Annotated in this window: 13 protein-coding genes and 1 pseudogene; 6 read left to right on the top strand and 8 right to left on the bottom strand. The window is 73.5% G+C overall.

Annotated elements, in window-relative coordinates:
* Positions 1-9 precede the first annotated feature (9 nt).
* Both ABH931_RS22815 and glsA read left to right on the top strand, forming a co-directional pair.
* Entirely contained in the window at positions 10-1818 is a 1809-nt protein-coding gene (locus ABH931_RS22815) for an SLC13 family permease (protein WP_370116205.1), read from the top strand.
* Positions 1819-1871: 53 nt separating this feature from the next.
* Positions 1872-3185: a glutaminase A gene (glsA, locus tag ABH931_RS22810; protein WP_370116203.1), complete on the top strand. Its 1314-nt coding sequence runs from the start codon at positions 1872-1874 to the stop codon at positions 3183-3185.
* Positions 3186-3282: 97 nt separating this feature from the next.
* Here glsA and ABH931_RS22805 read toward each other — a convergent pair whose 3' ends face one another.
* The 7 genes from ABH931_RS22805 to ABH931_RS22775 all read right to left on the bottom strand — a co-directional run bounded on the left by ABH931_RS22805 (position 3283) and on the right by ABH931_RS22775 (position 10030).
* Entirely contained in the window at positions 3283-3417 is a 135-nt protein-coding gene (locus ABH931_RS22805; protein ID WP_370116200.1) for a histidine phosphatase family protein, read from the bottom strand.
* Positions 3418-3727: 310 nt separating this feature from the next.
* The gene (locus tag ABH931_RS22800) at positions 3728-4480 is read right to left on the bottom strand and encodes a maleylpyruvate isomerase family mycothiol-dependent enzyme (protein ID WP_370116198.1); all 753 of its coding nucleotides are present in this window, start codon (positions 4478-4480) and stop codon (positions 3728-3730) included.
* On the bottom strand, positions 4477-5256 hold the full coding sequence (locus ABH931_RS22795) for a type 1 glutamine amidotransferase domain-containing protein (RefSeq protein WP_370116196.1): 780 nt from the start codon (positions 5254-5256) through the stop codon (positions 4477-4479). The genes ABH931_RS22800 and ABH931_RS22795 overlap by 4 nt, the downstream gene beginning before the upstream one ends.
* A gap of 144 nt (positions 5257-5400) precedes the next feature.
* On the bottom strand, positions 5401-6651 hold the full coding sequence (locus ABH931_RS22790) for a serpin family protein (RefSeq protein WP_370116195.1): 1251 nt from the start codon (positions 6649-6651) through the stop codon (positions 5401-5403).
* Between the two features lie 124 nt (positions 6652-6775).
* Positions 6776-7519, bottom strand: coding sequence for a dienelactone hydrolase family protein (locus ABH931_RS22785; RefSeq protein WP_370116193.1), 744 nt, complete (start codon positions 7517-7519; stop codon positions 6776-6778).
* Between the two features lie 96 nt (positions 7520-7615).
* The gene (locus tag ABH931_RS22780) at positions 7616-9529 is read right to left on the bottom strand and encodes a potassium transporter Kup (protein ID WP_370116191.1); all 1914 of its coding nucleotides are present in this window, start codon (positions 9527-9529) and stop codon (positions 7616-7618) included.
* A 126-nt stretch (positions 9530-9655) separates the two neighbouring features.
* Positions 9656-10030, bottom strand: coding sequence for a hypothetical protein (locus tag ABH931_RS22775; RefSeq protein ID WP_370116189.1), 375 nt, complete (start codon positions 10028-10030; stop codon positions 9656-9658).
* 225 nt (positions 10031-10255) lie between these two features.
* Between ABH931_RS22775 and ABH931_RS22770 the strand changes: the two genes are divergently transcribed.
* On the top strand, positions 10256-10966 hold the full coding sequence (locus ABH931_RS22770) for a phosphatase PAP2 family protein (protein ID WP_370116187.1): 711 nt from the start codon (positions 10256-10258) through the stop codon (positions 10964-10966).
* 60 nt (positions 10967-11026) lie between these two features.
* Here ABH931_RS22770 and ABH931_RS22765 read toward each other — a convergent pair whose 3' ends face one another.
* Positions 11027-11992 carry an alpha/beta hydrolase fold domain-containing protein gene (locus ABH931_RS22765; protein ID WP_370116185.1) on the bottom strand — a complete coding sequence of 322 codons (966 nt, stop codon included), beginning with the start codon at positions 11990-11992 and terminating at the stop codon, positions 11027-11029.
* Between the two features lie 173 nt (positions 11993-12165).
* Between ABH931_RS22765 and ABH931_RS22760 the strand changes: the two are divergent.
* The 3 genes and pseudogenes from ABH931_RS22760 to ABH931_RS22750 form a co-directional block, all read left to right on the top strand.
* A pseudogene (locus ABH931_RS22760) lies at positions 12166-13764 on the top strand (AMP-binding protein); the annotation flags it as partial.
* 3 nt (positions 13765-13767) lie between these two features.
* Positions 13768-14229 (top strand): acyl-CoA thioesterase, encoded by a 462-nt coding sequence (locus ABH931_RS22755; RefSeq protein WP_370116271.1) that lies wholly within the window; start codon positions 13768-13770, stop codon positions 14227-14229.
* Positions 14230-14421: 192 nt separating this feature from the next.
* Complete coding sequence (locus tag ABH931_RS22750) at positions 14422-16794, top strand: FAD-dependent monooxygenase (protein ID WP_370116183.1); 2373 nt, start codon at positions 14422-14424, stop codon at positions 16792-16794.
* Positions 16795-16806 lie beyond the last annotated feature (12 nt).

The following is a 16806-nucleotide window of genomic DNA, read 5'->3' as shown; positions in this document are numbered from 1 at the left end:
GGTGACGTCGTGAGCCATGCCGCGATCTGCCTCGTCGTCCTCGGCCTGGTGGTCGTCCTGTTCGTGTGGAACCGGCTGCCGGTGGAGCTGGTGGCGCTGGGTTCGGCCCTGGCGCTGCTGGCCACCGGCATCCTGACGACCGGCCAGGTGTTCGCCGGGTTCGGCGACCCGGTGGTCGCCTTCGTCGCCGCCCTGTTCGTGGTCAGCACGGCGCTGCAGGCCACCGGGGTCACCGCGTGGGCGGGCCGCGCCCTCGCGTCCGTGGTCGGCGCCGGGACGCGGCGGCTGCTGGTCCTCACCATGACGGCGTGCGGGCTGCTCACCGCGCTGATCACGGTGAACGGCGCGGTCGCCGCGCTGCTGCCGATGACGGTGCTGCTCGCCGTGCGGCTGCGGGTGCCGTCCTCGCGGCTGGCCATGCCGCTGGCCTTCGCCGCCCACGCGGGATCCCTGCTGCTGCTCATCGGCTCGCCGATCAACGTGATCGTCTCCGAGGCGGCGAGCGAGGCCGGGGCGCGGCCCTTCGGCTTCTTCGAGTTCGCGCTCGTGGGCGTGCCGGTGCTGGCCGGCACGATCGCCGTCGCCGTGCTGCTCGGACCGCGGCTCCTGCCGGAGCGGACACCCGACGCGATCCCCGCCGACCTGAGCCGCCACGCCCGCACGCTGATCGACCACTACGCGCTGGCCGAGGGTTCGGCGGCGGCGCAGGTGACGAGCGCCTCCGACGGCGTCGGCGCGCCGCTGGACGCACTCGCCGGCCAGGCCCCACCCGGTGTGCTGGTGGTCGGCGCCATGACCGCCGACGGCCACGACCCGCGCGGCACCGCTCCGTTGGAGGCGGGCGACATCGTCGTGCTGCGCGGCGAGGCGGACGAGGTGGCCGCGTTCGGCCGGGCCCACGGCCTCGAACCGCTGCCGCCGCCTCTGCACGAACACCTGGCCGACGTGCTGGTCAACCGGGACGCCGGGCTGGTCGAGCTGGTTGTCAGCCCCCGCTCGGCCCTGGTCGGCACGACCGCGTTCCCCGGCATGGCCAGCGCGACCGGTGACCTCTCGGTCCTCGCGATCCACCGCGAGGGCGCGGAGGTCGGCCCCGAGCCCACCTCGCTGGCCGCCGGTGACGGTCTGCTGCTGCGGGGCCGCTGGGACGAGTTGGACCGGGCCGCACGCCGGCGCGACGTCCTCGTCGTGGACCGGCCGCACGAGGTGCGCGGCCAGGCCGCGCCGCTGGGGCGGCCCGCCCTGGCCGCCCTCGGGGTCCTGGCGGGCATGGTCGTCCTGCTCGGCACGGGCGCCGCGGCCCCGGCCGTCGCCGCCACCCTGGCCGCGCTGCTGCTGGTGGCCCTGCGGACCGTCACCGTCCCGCAGGCCTACGCCGGGATCTCCTGGACCACCCTCGTCATCGTCGGCGGCATGTTCCCGCTCTCCGTCGCGATGAAGCAGTCCGGGGCCGCCGACGACATCGCCGACCTCGTCGTCTCCGCCGCCTCCGGCAACGGACGGCTGCTGCTGCTCGCGGTCTTCCTGCTGACGGCCGTGCTCGGGCAGTTCATCAGCAACATGGCCACCGCGCTGATCGTGACCCCTGTCGCCGTCAGCGCCGCCCAGGACGCCGGTGTCTCCGTGCTCCCGGTCCTGATGTGCGTGGCCGTGCCCGCTGCCGCGGCGCTGCTCACCCCGGTGGCCACGGCGGCCAACATGATGGTCATGGGTCCCGGCGGCTACCGCTTCGGCGACTACTGGAAGTTCGGCCTGCCGATCATGGGCTGGTACCTGGTCGTCGCCATGAGCGTCGTGCCGCTGGTCTGGCCGTTGTGACGCGTCGTGCGGCCCGCGTTGCGGGCCGTCCGGACGGCGCCAAGCATGGAGCCATGACGAGCAGGGACGCCGGAGCCGACCCCCCGGACGTGATCAGTGAGGCGCTGGCGGACCTGCGGGACCGCCTCGCCGCCGACGAGGAGGGTGAGGTCGCGCGCTACATCCCGCCGTTGGCGCTGGCGGATCCGGCCGACTTCGGGCTCGCCCTGGTCAGCCGCGAGGGGCACCGCTACCGGGCCGGTCAGTCCGACACCCGGTTCACCATCCAGTCCGTCTCGAAGCCGTTCGTGTTCGCGCTCGCCCTCACCGACCTCGGCCTGGAGGAGACCACCCGCTGGGTGGGTGCGGAGCCGAGCGGCGAGGCCTTCAACGCCATCAGCCTGGAGCCCGGCACCGGCCGCCCCGCCAATCCGATGATCAACGCCGGCGCGATCGCCACCAGCAGCCTGATCGGGGCCGCCGACAACGAGGAGCGCTTCGCCCGGATCCTGGACGTCCTCGGCCGCTTCGCCGGCCGGACGCTGGACGTCGACGAGAGGGTCCACGAGGCCGAGGCGGCCACCGGTGACCGCAACCGCGCCCTGGCCCACCTGCTGCGCGCCTCCGGCAGACTGCGCCTGGACCCGGTTGAGGCGGCGGACGTCTACTTCCGCCAGTGCGCCGTCCTGGTGGACACCGTCGACCTGGCGGTCATGGCCGCGACCCTGGCCGACGGCGGGCGCAACCCGGTCACCGACGAACAGGTGGTGCCGGAGCCCGTCGCCGTGCAGGTGCTCGCGGTCATGGCCACCTGCGGGATGTACGACGCCTCGGGCGACTGGATGCTGCGCGTGGGCCTGCCCGCCAAGAGCGGCGTGTCCGGCGGGCTGCTCGCGGTCAGCCCCGGACGGTTCGGCATCGCCTGCTACAGCCCGCCGCTGGACCCGGTCGGCAACCCCGTGCGGGCGGTGGCCGCCCTGCGGGAGCTGTCCGCGCGGTTCGGGCTCCACCTCCTGCACAACCCGGCTCCGAGCGCGCCCACGATCACCACCGCCCGCCGGGACCCCCGGACGGGTGCGCTCCTGGTGACGGCTCAGGGATCCCTGGACTTCACCGCCGCCGAACGGCTCGTCCACACCCTGCGGCGCTTCGCGTCCACGTTCACGTCCGCGACTGCGACTGCGACTGCGTCCGGGGCCGGGCCCACGGCCGCGAGCGGCGCCGAGTCGATCGTGCTCGACCTGGAGCGCGTCGCGGCCCTGGACAGCACGGCGCTGGCCCTGGTGTCCGCGACCCTGGCCCGGATCGAGGCGGCAGGCCATGTCGTGCGCGTGGTCGGGGACGCCGGCCGGGCCCTCGGCAGGCAGGGCTCCGGGGACGGGCCGTGAGCCAGGCCGCCGCGGCCCGCTACCACGCGGGTGGCGGCTCCCGGAGTCACTCCGCTGGTGGAACCCACGACGACCACCGCGAGTGACGACGTCAAGCTCAGAGCAGCCGGGCGCGGCTCTCGCCGAGCGGCAGCAGTGGCAGGTCGGTGCGGCCGGTGTGCTGTCCGGACCGGGCCCACTCGGTGAGCCCGTGGCGGGCCAGCAGCAGCCGGGGCGACGCGGGTTCAGGCATCGATCGTCTCCCGGCCCCGGCCCCGGCGCGTCGGGCGCTCGGCGGCCCGCCCGGCCCGGCCGCCCCCCACCTCCCACCCGTGTGGATGCGGGAACCGCCCCGCCGGCCGGAGCAGCGCCCGGGGTTCCGACGTGGCCGCCGGCTCTGTCGAGGGCTTCGGCACTTCGGCCTCCTGACGACGATCAACCGTTGCGGCTCCATCCAACGGGGCCGGGGCCCGCCCCCGCAGGAGGCGGGCCGATCGGCGCACCCGTTCGGCCCACACCCCGGCCCCACACCGGCCCTCGCACACCACCGGTGGAGCGGGTGGTCAGAACTGCGAGTGGGTGAACCAGTGGTCGAGCAGGTCCTGGTCGCCGGAGACCTCGAAGGCGTCGGCGGTGCGGTCGTGGCGGCCGTAGAGGAGGAGCAGCAGGTCGGCCGCGGTGGCCGCGTGGACGGTGGCGTCGGCCGGGCCGTCGGTGTCCGGCTCGAGGCCGAAACCGTCGGGGCGGAGGCGGACCAGCCACCGGCTCTCGGGGCAGCTGAAGCGGACGGCCCGGTGCGCGGCACGCAGTTCGGCGGTCCTGGGGGCGAACATGAAGGCGTTCGGCAGGTTGACCAGGAACTCGTCCACGCCGTCCACCGCGAGCGCGGGTTCGATCTCGACGGGCAGGCCCAGGGCGAGCTCGGCGTCCGCCCGGTGCACGACGGTCTCGAACAGCATCCGCCGCACCCAGAAGCGGGCGTGCTGGTCGACGCCCCAGGCCCACATCGGCTCGTCGAGGTCGCCGGCGTCGATCGCGCCGGTGGCCTCGACCAGGCTGTCGGCGAGCCACTGCGGGTAGCCGGCCGTCTCCTCTGGCAGCTTGAGCTCGACGTCGCGGCTGGTCGGGGGCTGCTGGATGCGCCCGCGCAGCAGCACGGCGAACCAGCGCTGGACGCTGCCGGCGTGCCGGACCAGATCGGTCAGCGTCCAGCCGGGGCAGGTCGGGACGGGGGTCGACAGGTCGGCCCCCGTCGCGACGGTGACGAACCGGGCGGTCTCGGCGGCGACGGCCGACCGGTGGTCAACAGTGCTCATGAACGTCCTTCGGTGAGTGGGGCGGAGTCCCGGGATGGCTTCAGGAGATCGGCTTGTCCGCGCAGCCGGGCCACCACGGTGGCCGGCTCGGTGGCGAGCGCGTCGACCATGGCCCGGGCGACGGCGGCCGAGGACGCCGGGTTCTGCCCGGTGTACAGGCTGCGATCGGCGACGACGTGCGGGGTGAAGGGGGCGGCCGCCACGAAGTCCGCGCCGAGCTCGACCAGCCGGTCCTGCAACAGCCAGGCGGCCCTGTCGGCGAGACCGGCGGCCTGCTCCTCGGCGTTGCTGAAGCCCGTCATCCGGTAGCCGGCGAACGGCCGGCTCCCGTCCGCCCTTCGGGCGGCGAGCAGCGCGGCGGGCGCGTGGCAGACCACACCGAGCGGGGTTCCGGTGTCCAGGGCGCGGGTGAGCAGGCGGCCGGAGGTCTCGTCGACGGCCAGATCCTCCATCGGGCCGTGCCCGCCGGGGTAGAAGACCAGGTCGTAGGCGTCCGGGTCGACGTCCTCCAGGTGGGCGGGGTGGTCCAGTGCGGCTCGGATGCCGTCGAGGTAGCCGGCGTGGCGCCGGTCGCCGTCGGCGGCGGCGCTCAGGCTGGCCGGGTCGACCGGGGCGGGGACGCCGCCCGGCGTGGCGATGGTGATCGCGTAGCCGGCCGCCCGGAAGACGCGGTGCGGCTCGGCGAGCTCCTCCGCCCAGTAGCCGGTGGGGTGCTCGGTGCCGTCCGCCAGGGTCCAGTGGGCGGCGCCGGTGACGACGAAGAGGGCGGAAGGCATGGCAGAGCTCCAGCGAGGGGGTCAGTGAAGAGCATACATGGTTGACATCTTCAAGGAATTGCCACGGTAGGTCGGGATGGTTGGCAATATCAACCATGTGCCGACCTGCTGGCACGGGCTCGGATTGTTCGGATTGTGGCGTGGTCAGCGCGGGTCGGTGACCTGGCCGAGGAAGAGGACGTCGCCGGTGTCCACGTCCCGGATCAGGAAGACGAACGGCCGGTCGAACCGGATCTCGTGAGGCGGAAGCATCTCGGCCGACGCCGCGATGCCGATCCCGGTCGCGGCGGCGGCCGTGGTGCCCTGCTCGTCCACGTCCACCCTGGTGCGCTGGATCACCGTGCTGACGTGGAGTCCGGTTCCGTCGGAGGGGATCCCGCTCAGGTCGGCCGCCGGACTGAACATGGTGCGCACGCCGAGCGCCTGAAGTGTCGCCGACAGCTCCTGGCCGTAGGAGAAATGGAACTTCGGCAGATGCACGACGGCCGATGCGCCGCCGACCGAGGCGAGAGCCGCCGTCAGCTGCGCGCCGGTGGGCAGTTGGAGGCCCGGGCTCGTCGGCAGCAACAGCTCCATCGCCAGATGGCCTCCCCGGTAGGGGAGTTCCGCCGTCTGCCAGTCGGCCGTGACGCCGGTTCGGACGGGGCCCGTCCCGGTCATCGTGGCGACCTGCGCCGTGCGGCCGTCCGCGAGGTGGAACGGTGCCGGCGCGGTCTTCCCCGGGTCGAAGCTCCGGGCCCAGTCGGCGTGGAGATAGAGCGCGTCGGTCAGCGCGAGCCTTGTCGACGGGTCCAGGCTGCCCTGCTGGAAGAGGGTCGGAATCAATCCGTGCGTCTCGCGCGAGACCTGTGCGTTGATCGCCGCGATCGCCCCTGCGGTGTCCTTCTCGAAGTCCACCGTGTGCACGCCCGTGTCGAAGGCGGCGGCGAGGGTGCGCAGGTAGGGGGTACGCAGCGGCAGGCCGTTCTGGACCCACAGGTCGTCCGCGTAGCCGAGGTCGTTGTGGTCGCCGGCGGCCTGTGCCAGCTCCGCTCGGCGCAGTGCGCCGAGGGCGGCGGCGTAGGCGTCGCCGGTCAGCCGGGTGCCCAGCAGGGCGCGGATCTCGTCGGCGGTCGCCCCCTTGGCGCCGGGCAGCAGCAGGGCGAGCGCTCCCTCCAGGCTCGCGGGCGAGACGGCGATGTCCCCCTTGCCGCCCAGCCGGCCCAGCAGCGCCAGGCCCAGCTCCGCACTCGCGTTCGCCGCCGACCGCGTGTCGGCGGCCGGTGCGGCCGCCACCGGCGCGGTGACCCGCACCAGCCCGTTCGCCGCGGGCGCGGGGCCGCCACCCGCACACGCCGTCGTCAGGAGCAGCCCGGCGACTGCCGTCAGCCCCAGCGCGCTCATCCGCTTCGTCATCGTCATGGACCTGGGACGCGGCGTCCCCGGTCCGGGTTCCCCGCGGTGGCCGACGGATTCCGGGCCCTCGGCCGGAGCGGTCGCCGTCCGAGTGCGAGCCGGGCCCGCCCAATCCGTCGACCGATCAGGTCTCCGGCTTCGTGGTCAGCTTCTCCTCCAGGAAGGCGAGGACCCGCTCCACGCCCTCGGGCTGCGGATGCTCGGTCAGGGTCGAGTGCTTGCGGCCGGGGAACTCCACGGCGACGAAGCCGTCGCCCAGTTCGCGGCGCAGGGTGTCGAAACGGGTGCCGACCGCGGGGTCGCGGTCGTAGCGCAGGCCCAGGACCTGGCATCCGGCGGCGACCTTGGCCTTCACCGAGGCCAGGTCGGCCGGACCGAGACCGAGGTCGGCCGCGCGTGCGCGCCCCAGCGGAGCGGGCGACGCGGGCTGGGCCAGCACGGGCGCCGCGATCGGCGCGTCCGCGAGCATCGCCAGCGCGAAGCCGCCGGTGAAGCACATGCCCAGCGCCCCCACGCCGGGGCCGCCGAGCTCGTCGTGCAGGCGCCGTGCCAGAGACCTCAGCCATGGCGCGCATCCGGTCGTCCGCCCCAGCGCGAACAGGCTGAACTCCTGGCTGACGCAGATGCGCGCGATGCTGCGCAGCGCCTCGCCGGCACTGGCCGGGCCCTCCGGGCGCCCGAAGAGCGAGGGCAGCACCACGGTGAACCCGCGGGCGACCACCTGCTCGGCGAACCCGATCACCCCGGGGGTGATGCCGGGGATCTCGTGGATGACGATCACCCCGGGCCCGCTGCCCTTGCGGTACGTCGGATACGTGAGGCCGTCGGCCGTGTGACTGCCCGCGGTCCAAGAGTCAAGCAAGCCCATGGTCTTGACGATACGCCCGCTGAGCCTCCGGCTCCACGGCCCGTCTCCGGCCGATGGCTCCGCTCCGCCCACACCTCGACACCCACACCTCGACAGCTACACCTCGACGTTCGAGCCCATGATGACGGTGCGGTCCTGCGGGAGCTGGAAGTACGGGGCGGCGGCCGAGGTGATGTGCGAGGTCGCGATGAAGAGGCGCTTCTGCCACTTCGGTAGCGTCCGCTCGGGGCCGGGCGTCAGCTCGATCTTGGAGAGGAAGTAGGTGCAGGTGTCCACGTCGATGCGCCCCTCGGTCTGTTCCGCGCTGAGGAGGGCGAGCGCGGCCGGGACGTTGGGCGTCTCGATGTAGCCGAACCTCGCGGTGACCTGGATGATCCCGTCCGTGCCGCTGCCGAGGCTGTCCACGACGATGCGGTCCTCCGGGCGGATCCGGGGGATCGGCTCGGTCCGGATCGCCACCACCGCGAGGTGTTCGTGGCGCACGTGGTTGTGCTCCACATTGGCCCGCAGCGCCAGCGGCACGGTCGTGGACGAGCGGTTGAGGAAGATCGCGGTACCCGGCACCAGCCGCACCTGCCGGTCGGTCTCCAGGTCGTCGACGAAGTCCCGCAGCGGGCCCTCCAGGTGCTCGCGGTTCTCCGTGACGATGTCGCGGCCCCGGCGCCAGGTGGTCATGATCGCGAAGGCGATCAGGCCGATCAGCAGCGGCAGCCAGGCGCCGTGAGTGACCTTGGTCAGGTTGGCGGCCAGGAACATCAGGTCGCCCGAGAGCAGGACGATCCCGCCGACGAGGATCCACCGCAGCCGGACCTTCCACCGTTGCCGGGCGACGTACAGGAAGAGCACGGTGGAGATGGTGATCGTCCCGGTCACCGCCATGCCGTAGGCGTAGGTGAGCCGCGCCGAGGAGCGGAAGGCGAAGATCAGCCCGAGCACCGACACCATCAGCAGCCAGTTGATCCACGGGACGTAGATCTGCCCGATCGTCTTCTCGGACGTGTGGGCGATCCGCAGGCGCGGCAGGTAGCCGAGCTGGGCCGCCTGGGAGGCGACGGAGAAGGCGCCGGAGATGACCGACTGAGAGGCGATGACGGTCGCCACAGTGGCCAGTACGACGAGCCCCACCCGCGCCCAGCCCGGCGCCAGCAGGAAGAACGGGCCGCTGATGGTGGTCGGGTCCTTGAGGATGAGCGCGGCCTGGCCGAAGTAGCTCAGCGTCAGGGCCGGCAGCACCAGGAGGGTCCAGGACCGGCTGATCGAGCGGCGGCCGAAGTGGCCCATGTCCGCGTAGAGGGCCTCCGCGCCCGTGAAGGCGAGGACGACGCCCGCGAGTGCGAAGAAGGCGATGTTGAAGTGGTGGAACACGAAGCCGAGCGCGTACGTGGGCGACAGGGCGCGCAGGATGGCCGGCTCGTCCGTGATGCCGGAGATGCCGAGCGCGCCGATGGCGACGAACCAGATGATCATGACCGGCCCGAACAGCTTCCCCACGGCCTCGGTCCCGCGCTTCTGCGACAGGAAGAGCAGCACCGCGATGACCGTCGTGATCGGGATGACGAGGTCGTGCAGGCCCGGATCGACGATCTTGAGACCCTCGACGGCGGACAGCATGGACATGGCCGGGGTGATCATGCTGTCGCCGAGGAACAGGGCAGCCCCGAACACGCCGAGCGCCGAGAGCCACACCGCGGTGCGCCTGCCCCGACGGGAGATCTTCTGCTGCAGCAGCGTGATCAGGGCCATGATGCCGCCCTCGCCGTCGTTGTCCGCACGCATCGCGAGCGAGACGTACGTGACGGAGACGACCATGACGACGGACCAGAAGACCAGGGAGACGATGCCGTAGACGTTCTCGGTGTTCAGCGGCACCGGATGCGGGTCGCCGGGGTTGAACAGCGTCGCCATCGTGTAGATGGGGCTCGTGCCGATGTCGCCGAAGACGACGCCCAGGGCGCCGACCATCAGCCCGAGGCGCACAGGGTCGCGGCGCACACCCGTGTCGGCTGTCATCGGCGCACGCTCCGCTCTCTGTGCTGCGCTCCCCGGGCCCGGAGAACGGATGGTGACGGCTGCGTCCATACAACCAGCACGGTGGGTGGCTGTCGCGGCGGAGATCCGCGCACAGGGCCGATCGGCTCACAGAGGGGTGAGGACGTCCTGGTGTGCTCCGTCGAGCACGAAGCCGTTGTCCCACCGCACCCGGACCGTCACCCGGGCTCCCTGTTCCCGGTGCGCGGCCCACTCGGGTTCCAGTGCGGCGATCTCCGTCTCCAGCCGCGCGAGGCTCGCCGCCGGCATGGTGTGGCCGTACTGCTCGAAGAGCGCCTTGAGTCGCTGGTACTCGCGAACCCCCTCGCTCTCCGGGAGTTCTCCGTCCACCCGCTCGACGGTGCCCTCGAGCCCGGCGCCCAGCGAGAGGTACCCGACGACGGCTCCGGGATCACCCGCGACCGCCTCACCGATGCCGAGATCCTCCGTCAGCCTGACGCGTCGGCCTTCCTCCAGGGACATCCGTTCTCTTCCTCTCCGTCACCCGGCGCCACCTGGCGCAGCCGGCTTGCCGACCTCGGACATTATCCGCCGCGCGGGTCGACAGCGCCGTTGTGCAGTCATTGTGACGGCCGTCAAAATACCAATAGAGTTGTGTCCTGGCCGTCCTGGCCGTCCTGGCCGCCCGGGCACGGCACCCGCACGGCCCGACTCCCCCCTTGACGACGTGATGAGAGGCGCTGAGCCATGTCCTTCGAAGCACAGACGACCCCCGGCCCGCCCGTGCGGCCCCTGACCGGCGACGACACCGGGGACCACGTCCCGGTGGCACCCCGCAGGGCCGCGGTGATCGCGGGTGTCGCCCTCCTGGCCGCTGGGGCCTCGGTCGGGCTCGCCCTGACGTGGGAGCCGCACGGCTTCGTGCAGTCGATGGACGGCTCCTGGGCGTCGTCGATGACGGGCCGACAGGGCGGCCTGCTCACCCTCGTGGCGGTGATGGTCGAGGGCGGGTTCGGCGGCCCCGCGGGGCTGGTGGCCTGGGGTGTGCTGGTGGGCTGGCTCCTCGCCCTCGGGCGGCGGTGGTCCGCGCTGTGCGCCGTCAGTGGCGCCGTGGCGAGCAACATCGTGCTGCTGCCGATCAAGACGATCGTCGGCAGGGCCCGACCCGACGAGCCGCTGGTCCTGGTGAGCGGGGCGTCCTTCCCCTCCGCCCACGCGTGCAGCGCGGCCGCACTGACCGTGCTGGTGGGCCTGCTGGTCTTCAGTGGCCGAGGGCGCCGCCTCTGGTGGCCGGTCGGTGGCCTCGCCACGGTCCTCGACATGTGGAGCGCCACCTGGTTGCAGGCGAACTGGCTGAGCGACGTGGTGGCCGGTGCGTGCTTCGGCGCGGGTGCGGCGCTGCTGCTGTGGCGGGCCTTCGCCCGGCCGCTGCTGCGGGAGGGGCCGGCGCAGGCGTAGGAAGGGCCGAGGCCCGGGACCTGACGGAGTGTCCGGTCCCGGGCCTGGTGCGGTCCTGGCTCAGCGTGCGGTGGACACGCCGAGGTGGTCGGCCAGGAAGTCGACGCTGCGCCGGACCAGCGCGGGGATGTCCGCGGCGCCGAGGAAGATATGGTCGGCGCCCTCCACGGGGACGAGCTCCACCGGTGAGCCGGACGCGCGCAGGCGGTCGGCCAGGGCGACGCTCTGCTCGAACGGCACGAGGCCGTCCGCCGTGCCGTGGATCAGCAGGAACGGGGGGTTGTCGCCGTCGGCCGTGTAGGAGACCGGGCTGGCGGCCAGGGCCAGGATCGGCTGCTCCTGCGGCGCGGCGCCCAGAAGGGCGGTGTACGGGTCCAGCGAGCCGCCCGCCGGGCCGGCGGCCGCGAGCTGCGCGGGGAACGCCCGGGCGGCCGCGGCGATGTCCGAGACCCCGTACCAGTCGACGACCGCGCACACCGAGGTGTCCTCGCCCGTCACGCCCTCCTCGCCCTCGTGGGGCCCCGTGCCCGACGGCCGGCCGGTGAGCCCGGCCAGCGCCGCCAGATGGCCGCCCGCCGACTCGCCCCACACGGCCACCCGGTCGCCGTCGACGCCGAACGTCCCGGCGTGGTGCCGCACGTAGCGGAGGGCGGCCTTGATGTCGTGGAGCTGGGCCGGGAACGGCGCCTCCAGGCTGTGCCGGTAGTCCACGGTGACCACGGCCAGGCCGGCGGCGAGGGCGGAGCCGAAGAGCAGTTCGGCCGGGACCGTCGGCGGCGGGTAGCGCCGGTCCCCGTCCATCCAGCCGCCGCCGTGGATCCACACCACCACGGGAACCGGACCCTCGTCCGCGGCGGTGGCCGGGACGAGGACGTCGAGCAGCCGCGGCCGGTAGCCGAAGGTCGTCGCGTAGGTGACGCCCTCGAACCGGCGGGTGCCGTCGGCGTCGACCCGCGGCGGGGGCGGCGGCAGGTAGCGCGGCGGGGGCCAGCTCATGTCGATCGGGGGCGCGTCCGGCTGGGTCATGGGAGCTCCAGGCTTGAGTCGATCTCCTTCGGGTGTTACGAAAGATAACACGTGTAACCAGCGCAGGGCAGGGCCCGGGCGGTCTGCCATCTCAAAATATGTCGTTCTCTTGACTGTCGTCACGATGGCGCAATACTTGCCGTACTCCCCGCCGACCCGAACGAGGTGCTACCATGGAGCTCTCCCCGTCCGCCCATGTGGATCCGTTCTGCCGCGACCGCCTCCCACCCTTCGAGCAGTGGCCCGAACTGCTCTTCGACCTGCCCGAGTTGGCCTATCCCGACCGCCTGAACTGCGCCCGTGCGCTGCTCGACGACACGATCGCGAGGCTCGGCCCCGACCGGCGCTGCCTGGTCACCCCCACCGAGCAGTGGTCCTACGGTGAACTGCGGCTCCGGGCCAACCGCGTGGCCCAGGTGCTCACCGAGGACCTCGGGCTCGTGCCCGGCAACCGGGTCCTGCTACGAGGTCCCAACACGCCCTGGCTGGTCGCCTGTTGGCTCGGGGTGCTGAAAGCCGGGGGAGTGGTGGTCACGACCATGCCGCTGCTCCGGGCCGGGGAGCTGACGGCGGTCTGCGAGATCGCGAGGCCCTCGGTCGCACTCTGCGACCACCGGTTCCTCGCCGAGCCGACCGCGGCGCGGCTGCCCGGGCTCACGGTTCTCGCCTACGGCGGGGACGACGAGGGCGATCTGACGGCACGCTGCCTGGACAAGGACGGCCACTTCGAGGGGGTCCCCACGGCCGCCGACGACGTCGCGCTGATCGCCTTCACGTCCGGCACCACGGGCCGGCCCAAGGCGACCCTGCACTTCCACCGCGACGTGCTGGCCAACGCCGACACCTTCTCCCGGCACGTCCTCGCGCCGGAGCCCGACGACCTGTTCACCGGGACACCCCCGCTCGCCTTCACCTTCGGACTCGGCGGCCTGGTCGTCTTCCCGCTGCGCGTCGGCGCAGCCAGCCTGCTGCTGGAGCAGGCCACCCCGGCGGAGCTCGCCCGGCAGGTGAGCGAGCAGCAGGCCACCGTGCTCTTCACCGCCCCCACCGCCTACCGGGCGATTCTCGCGGGCGGACTCGCCGACCACCTCGCCGGGCTGCGACGCTGCGTGTCGGCGGGGGAGTCGCTGCCGGAGGCGCTGTGGCGGGAGTTCCACGCCGCCACCGGGCACCGGCTCATCGACGGGATCGGCGCCACCGAGATGCTGCACGTCTTCATCTCCGCCGCGGACGACGACATCAGACCCGGCGCCACCGGCAGACCGGTGCCCGGCTACCGGGCCGCGGTCGTGGACCGCGACGGGAACCCGGTACCGGACGGACGGCCCGGCCTGCTGGCGGTCAAGGGCCCGACCGGCTGCCGCTACCTGGACGACGGGCGGCAGACGGAGTACGTCCGCAACGGCTGGAACATCACCGGCGACAGCTATGTCCGGGACCAGGACGGCTACTTCTGGTTCCAGGCCCGGAGCGACGACATGATCGTCTCCTCCGGCTACAACATCGCCGCGCCCGAGGTCGAGCACGCCCTGGCCGAGCACCCCGACGTGGCCGACTGCGCGGTCACCGGCGCGCCCGACCCGCGTCGCGGTGCCGTCGTCAAGGCGTACGTGGTCCTGCGCGAGGGCGTGCCGGCCGGACCCGCGACGGCCCGGGCCCTCCAGGACTTCGTCAAGCAGGCCATCGCCCCCTACAAGTACCCGCGCGCGGTGGAGTTCGCGGCCGGACTCCCGCGCAACTCCAGCGGCAAGATCGACCGGGCCCGGCTGCGGCTGATGGCGGCGCAGGAGCCGGCCGACCCGGCCCGGCGCGCCGCCGCCGGCCTGCCGGCCGGCGTGGTGGTCGAGCGCCGGGTCGAGTGGCACGACACGGACGCGGCCGGGCACTACCACTTCTCCTCGATCCAGCGGTGGGCCGAGGCGGCGGAGGCGGTGCTGCTGCGCAGGCTCGGTCTGGCGCAGCTCTTCGGCAGCATCCCCCGCGTGCACTTCGAGGCCGACTACCGCGAGCGCCTGTGGTTCGGCGACCTCGTCCGGGTCGAGTTCCGCGTCGTGCGGGTGGGTGCCTCGTCCCTGCACTACACCTTCGACGTGCACGGACCGCGCGGCCTGTCGGCCTCGGGCGCGATGTCGGTCGTGCACTCCGCCGCCACCGCTCGCGGCACCGAACGCTGGCCCGACCACGTCCGCAGGGCCCTGGCGGAGGCCGGGCCGCAGACGCCCGAGTCCTACGCCTGAGCCGTGCGCCTGAGCGGCCCCGGCCACGAGCGCCTCGTCCCGCCGCCGACGCCCGGAGGCGCCGTCGCTGCGGCGCCGACCGCTCGACCGACCCACCCGCCAGCTCCGCATCGACCAGCACTGCATCGACCAGCACTGCATCGACCAGCACCTCATCGACCACACCCGGCGCCGGACGCCAGGGAGGACCCCATGCGCATCGCAGTCATCGGAGGCGGACCCGGAGGGCTCTACACCGCCGCCCTCGCCAAACAGCTCTCCCCGGACCGGGAGGTCGTCGTCTGGGAGCGCAACGCCCGCGACGCCGCCTACGGCTTCGGCGTGGTCTTCTCCGACGAGACCCTCAGCGGCATCGCCCAGGCCGACCCGACCGTGTTCGCCGCCATGGAAGCGGAGTTCGCCCGCTGGAGCGACATCGACATCCGCTACGCCGGCGAGGTCCGCACCTCCGGCGGGCACGGCTTCGCCGCCCTGGACCGCAACCGGCTGCGGGAGATCCTGCAACAGCGCTGCGCCGAACTCGGCGTGGAGGTGCGCTACGGCACCCCGGCCCCGCACGTGGAGGCGCTGTCCGGGCAGTACGACCTGGTGGTGGCCGCCGACGGGGTCCGCTCCGAGACCCGTGCCGCCTACACCGAGGACTTCGGCGCCCACCTGGACGAGCGCACCTGCCGCTACATGTGGCTGGCCACCGACCGCGCCTTCGAGGCGTTCACCTTCATCGTCGAGGAGTTCGACTTCGGCGTCCTCCAGGTCCACGCGTACCCGTTCGACGAGCACCGCTCCACGTTCATCGTGGAGATGGAGGAGGACGCCTGGCGTCGCGCCGGTTTCGCGGCGCTCGCCGACCGGGAGTTCGCCCGGGGCGAGAGCGACGAGGCGAGCGTGCGTCGTTGCGAGGAACTGCTCGCCGACCACCTCGACGGCCGCCGGCTGATCCCCAACGCCTCGAAGTGGATCACCTTCTCGACCGTGCGCACCGCCTCCTGGAGCCGGGGCAACGTGGTGCTGCTGGGCGACGCCGCCCACACCGCCCACTTCTCCATCGGCTCGGGCACCAAGCTCGCCATGGAGGACGCGCTGGCCCTCGTCGCCAGCCTGCACGAACAGCCCACCGTGCCCGAGGCGCTGGCCGCCTACGAGGCCGAACGCCGCCCCGCCGTCGAGTCGGTCCAGCGCGCCGCCCAGGCGAGCCTCGAGTGGTTCGAGAGCATCGGCCGCCGCACCGGGCAGGACCCGGACCAGTTCGCCTTCAACCTGCTCACCCGCAGCCGCCGCGTCACCTACGGGAACCTGCGCGCCCGCGACGTCGGCTTCGTCGACGCCGTCGACGCGGCGGTCGGTGACGGCTCCGGAGCCCCGCCGATGTTCCAGCCGCTGCGGCTGGCCGGGCTGCGCCTGCGCAACCGCGTCGTGGTCCCGCCGCTGGCGACCTTCACCGCCTCCGGCGGCGTTCCCGACTCCTTCGAGCAGGCCCAGCTGACCGCCCAGGCCCTCGGTGGCGCGGGCCTGGTCTTCGCGGGCATGACGGCGGTCAGTCCCGAGGGGCGCGCGAGCGCCGCCTGCCCGGGACTGTGGAACGACGAGCAGGAGGCCGCCTGGAGCGCGGTCGTCCGGGCCGTGCGCGAGGTCGCGGACACGCCGCTGGGGATCCAGCTCACCCACGCCGGGCGACGTGGTTCCACCGCGGTGCCCGGACCGGACGGGGTCGGCCGGCCACTGGCCGGGGAGGACGGCTGGCCGACCCTCGCCGCCTCGCCACTGGCATGGGACGCGGGCCACCCCGCTCCCCGCGAGGCCACACCGGGCGACATCGCGGCCGTCGTCCGGGACTTCGCCGAGGCGGCCCGGCGCGCCGACCGCGCCGGCTTCGACGCCCTGGAGCTCCAGTTCGGCCACGGCCACCTCGCCTCCGGCTTCCTCTCGCCGCTCACCAACCGGCGGACCGACCGGTACGGCGGCTGCCTGGAGAACCGGCTGCGCCTCCCGCGTGAGGTCCTCGCGGCGGTGCGCGCCGTCTGGCCGGTGGCGAAGCCGCTGGTGGTGCGGATCTCCGCCACCGACTGGGCCGCGAACGGCACCAGCGAGGCCGAGGCCGTCGCGATCAGCCGGGCACTCGCCGACGCCGGCGCGGACGCGATCGACGTGTCCACCGGGGAGGTGGTCGCGCACCAGCGGCCCGCGTACGGACGCACCTACCAGACGCCCTACGCGGACCTGATCCGCAACGCCACCGGGGTGCCGACCATCGCCGTCGGCGCCGTGTCCAGCTACGACGACGTCAACTCGATCCTGCTGGCCGGGCGCGCGGACCTGGTCGCCGTCGGCCGCGGCCACCTGTACGACCCGCAGTGGACCCTGCACGCCGCGGTCGACCAGGGCTACACCGGCCCCGGTGCCCGCTGGCCCGAACCCTGGCAGGCCGGCAGCCGCAAGCCCCCGGGTCCGCGCGCGGACCGCGTGCCGCCGCGCCTGCACCTGCTGCGCGAGGCCGCCGCACCCGTCCACCGCCGCTGGCGGCCCCCGGCCCCGCACCGGCCGGCCGCCGTCACCGCGTCCTGCTGACCACCGGAGGAA

It is taken from the genome of Streptacidiphilus sp. MAP12-33 (genome assembly GCF_041261265.1).
Taxonomy (GTDB): Bacteria; Actinomycetota; Actinomycetes; order Streptomycetales; family Streptomycetaceae; genus Streptacidiphilus.
This window is presented reverse-complemented; position numbering and strand designations above follow the sequence as displayed.

Bases quoted from the DNA above. Each gene is read 5' to 3' on its own strand.
- ABH931_RS22775 (WP_370116189.1), bottom strand. From the start codon at position 10,030: ATGTCCCTGGAGGAAGGCCGACGCGTCAGGCTGACGGAGGATCTCGGC.
- ABH931_RS22795 (WP_370116196.1), bottom strand. From the start codon at position 5,256: ATGCCTTCCGCCCTCTTCGTCGTCACCGGCGCCGCCCACTGGACCCTG.
- ABH931_RS22755 (WP_370116271.1), top strand. From the start codon at position 13,768: ATGGCGGCGCAGGAGCCGGCCGACCCGGCCCGGCGCGCCGCCGCCGGC.
- ABH931_RS22800 (WP_370116198.1), bottom strand. From the start codon at position 4,480: ATGAGCACTGTTGACCACCGGTCGGCCGTCGCCGCCGAGACCGCCCGG.
- ABH931_RS22750 (WP_370116183.1), top strand. From the start codon at position 14,422: ATGCGCATCGCAGTCATCGGAGGCGGACCCGGAGGGCTCTACACCGCC.
- ABH931_RS22765 (WP_370116185.1), bottom strand. From the start codon at position 11,992: ATGACCCAGCCGGACGCGCCCCCGATCGACATGAGCTGGCCCCCGCCG.
- ABH931_RS22805 (WP_370116200.1), bottom strand. From the start codon at position 3,417: ATGCCTGAACCCGCGTCGCCCCGGCTGCTGCTGGCCCGCCACGGGCTC.
- ABH931_RS22770 (WP_370116187.1), top strand. From the start codon at position 10,256: ATGTCCTTCGAAGCACAGACGACCCCCGGCCCGCCCGTGCGGCCCCTG.
- glsA (WP_370116203.1), top strand. From the start codon at position 1,872: ATGACGAGCAGGGACGCCGGAGCCGACCCCCCGGACGTGATCAGTGAG.
- ABH931_RS22785 (WP_370116193.1), bottom strand. From the start codon at position 7,519: ATGGGCTTGCTTGACTCTTGGACCGCGGGCAGTCACACGGCCGACGGC.
- ABH931_RS22780 (WP_370116191.1), bottom strand. From the start codon at position 9,529: ATGACAGCCGACACGGGTGTGCGCCGCGACCCTGTGCGCCTCGGGCTG.
- ABH931_RS22790 (WP_370116195.1), bottom strand. From the start codon at position 6,651: ATGACGAAGCGGATGAGCGCGCTGGGGCTGACGGCAGTCGCCGGGCTG.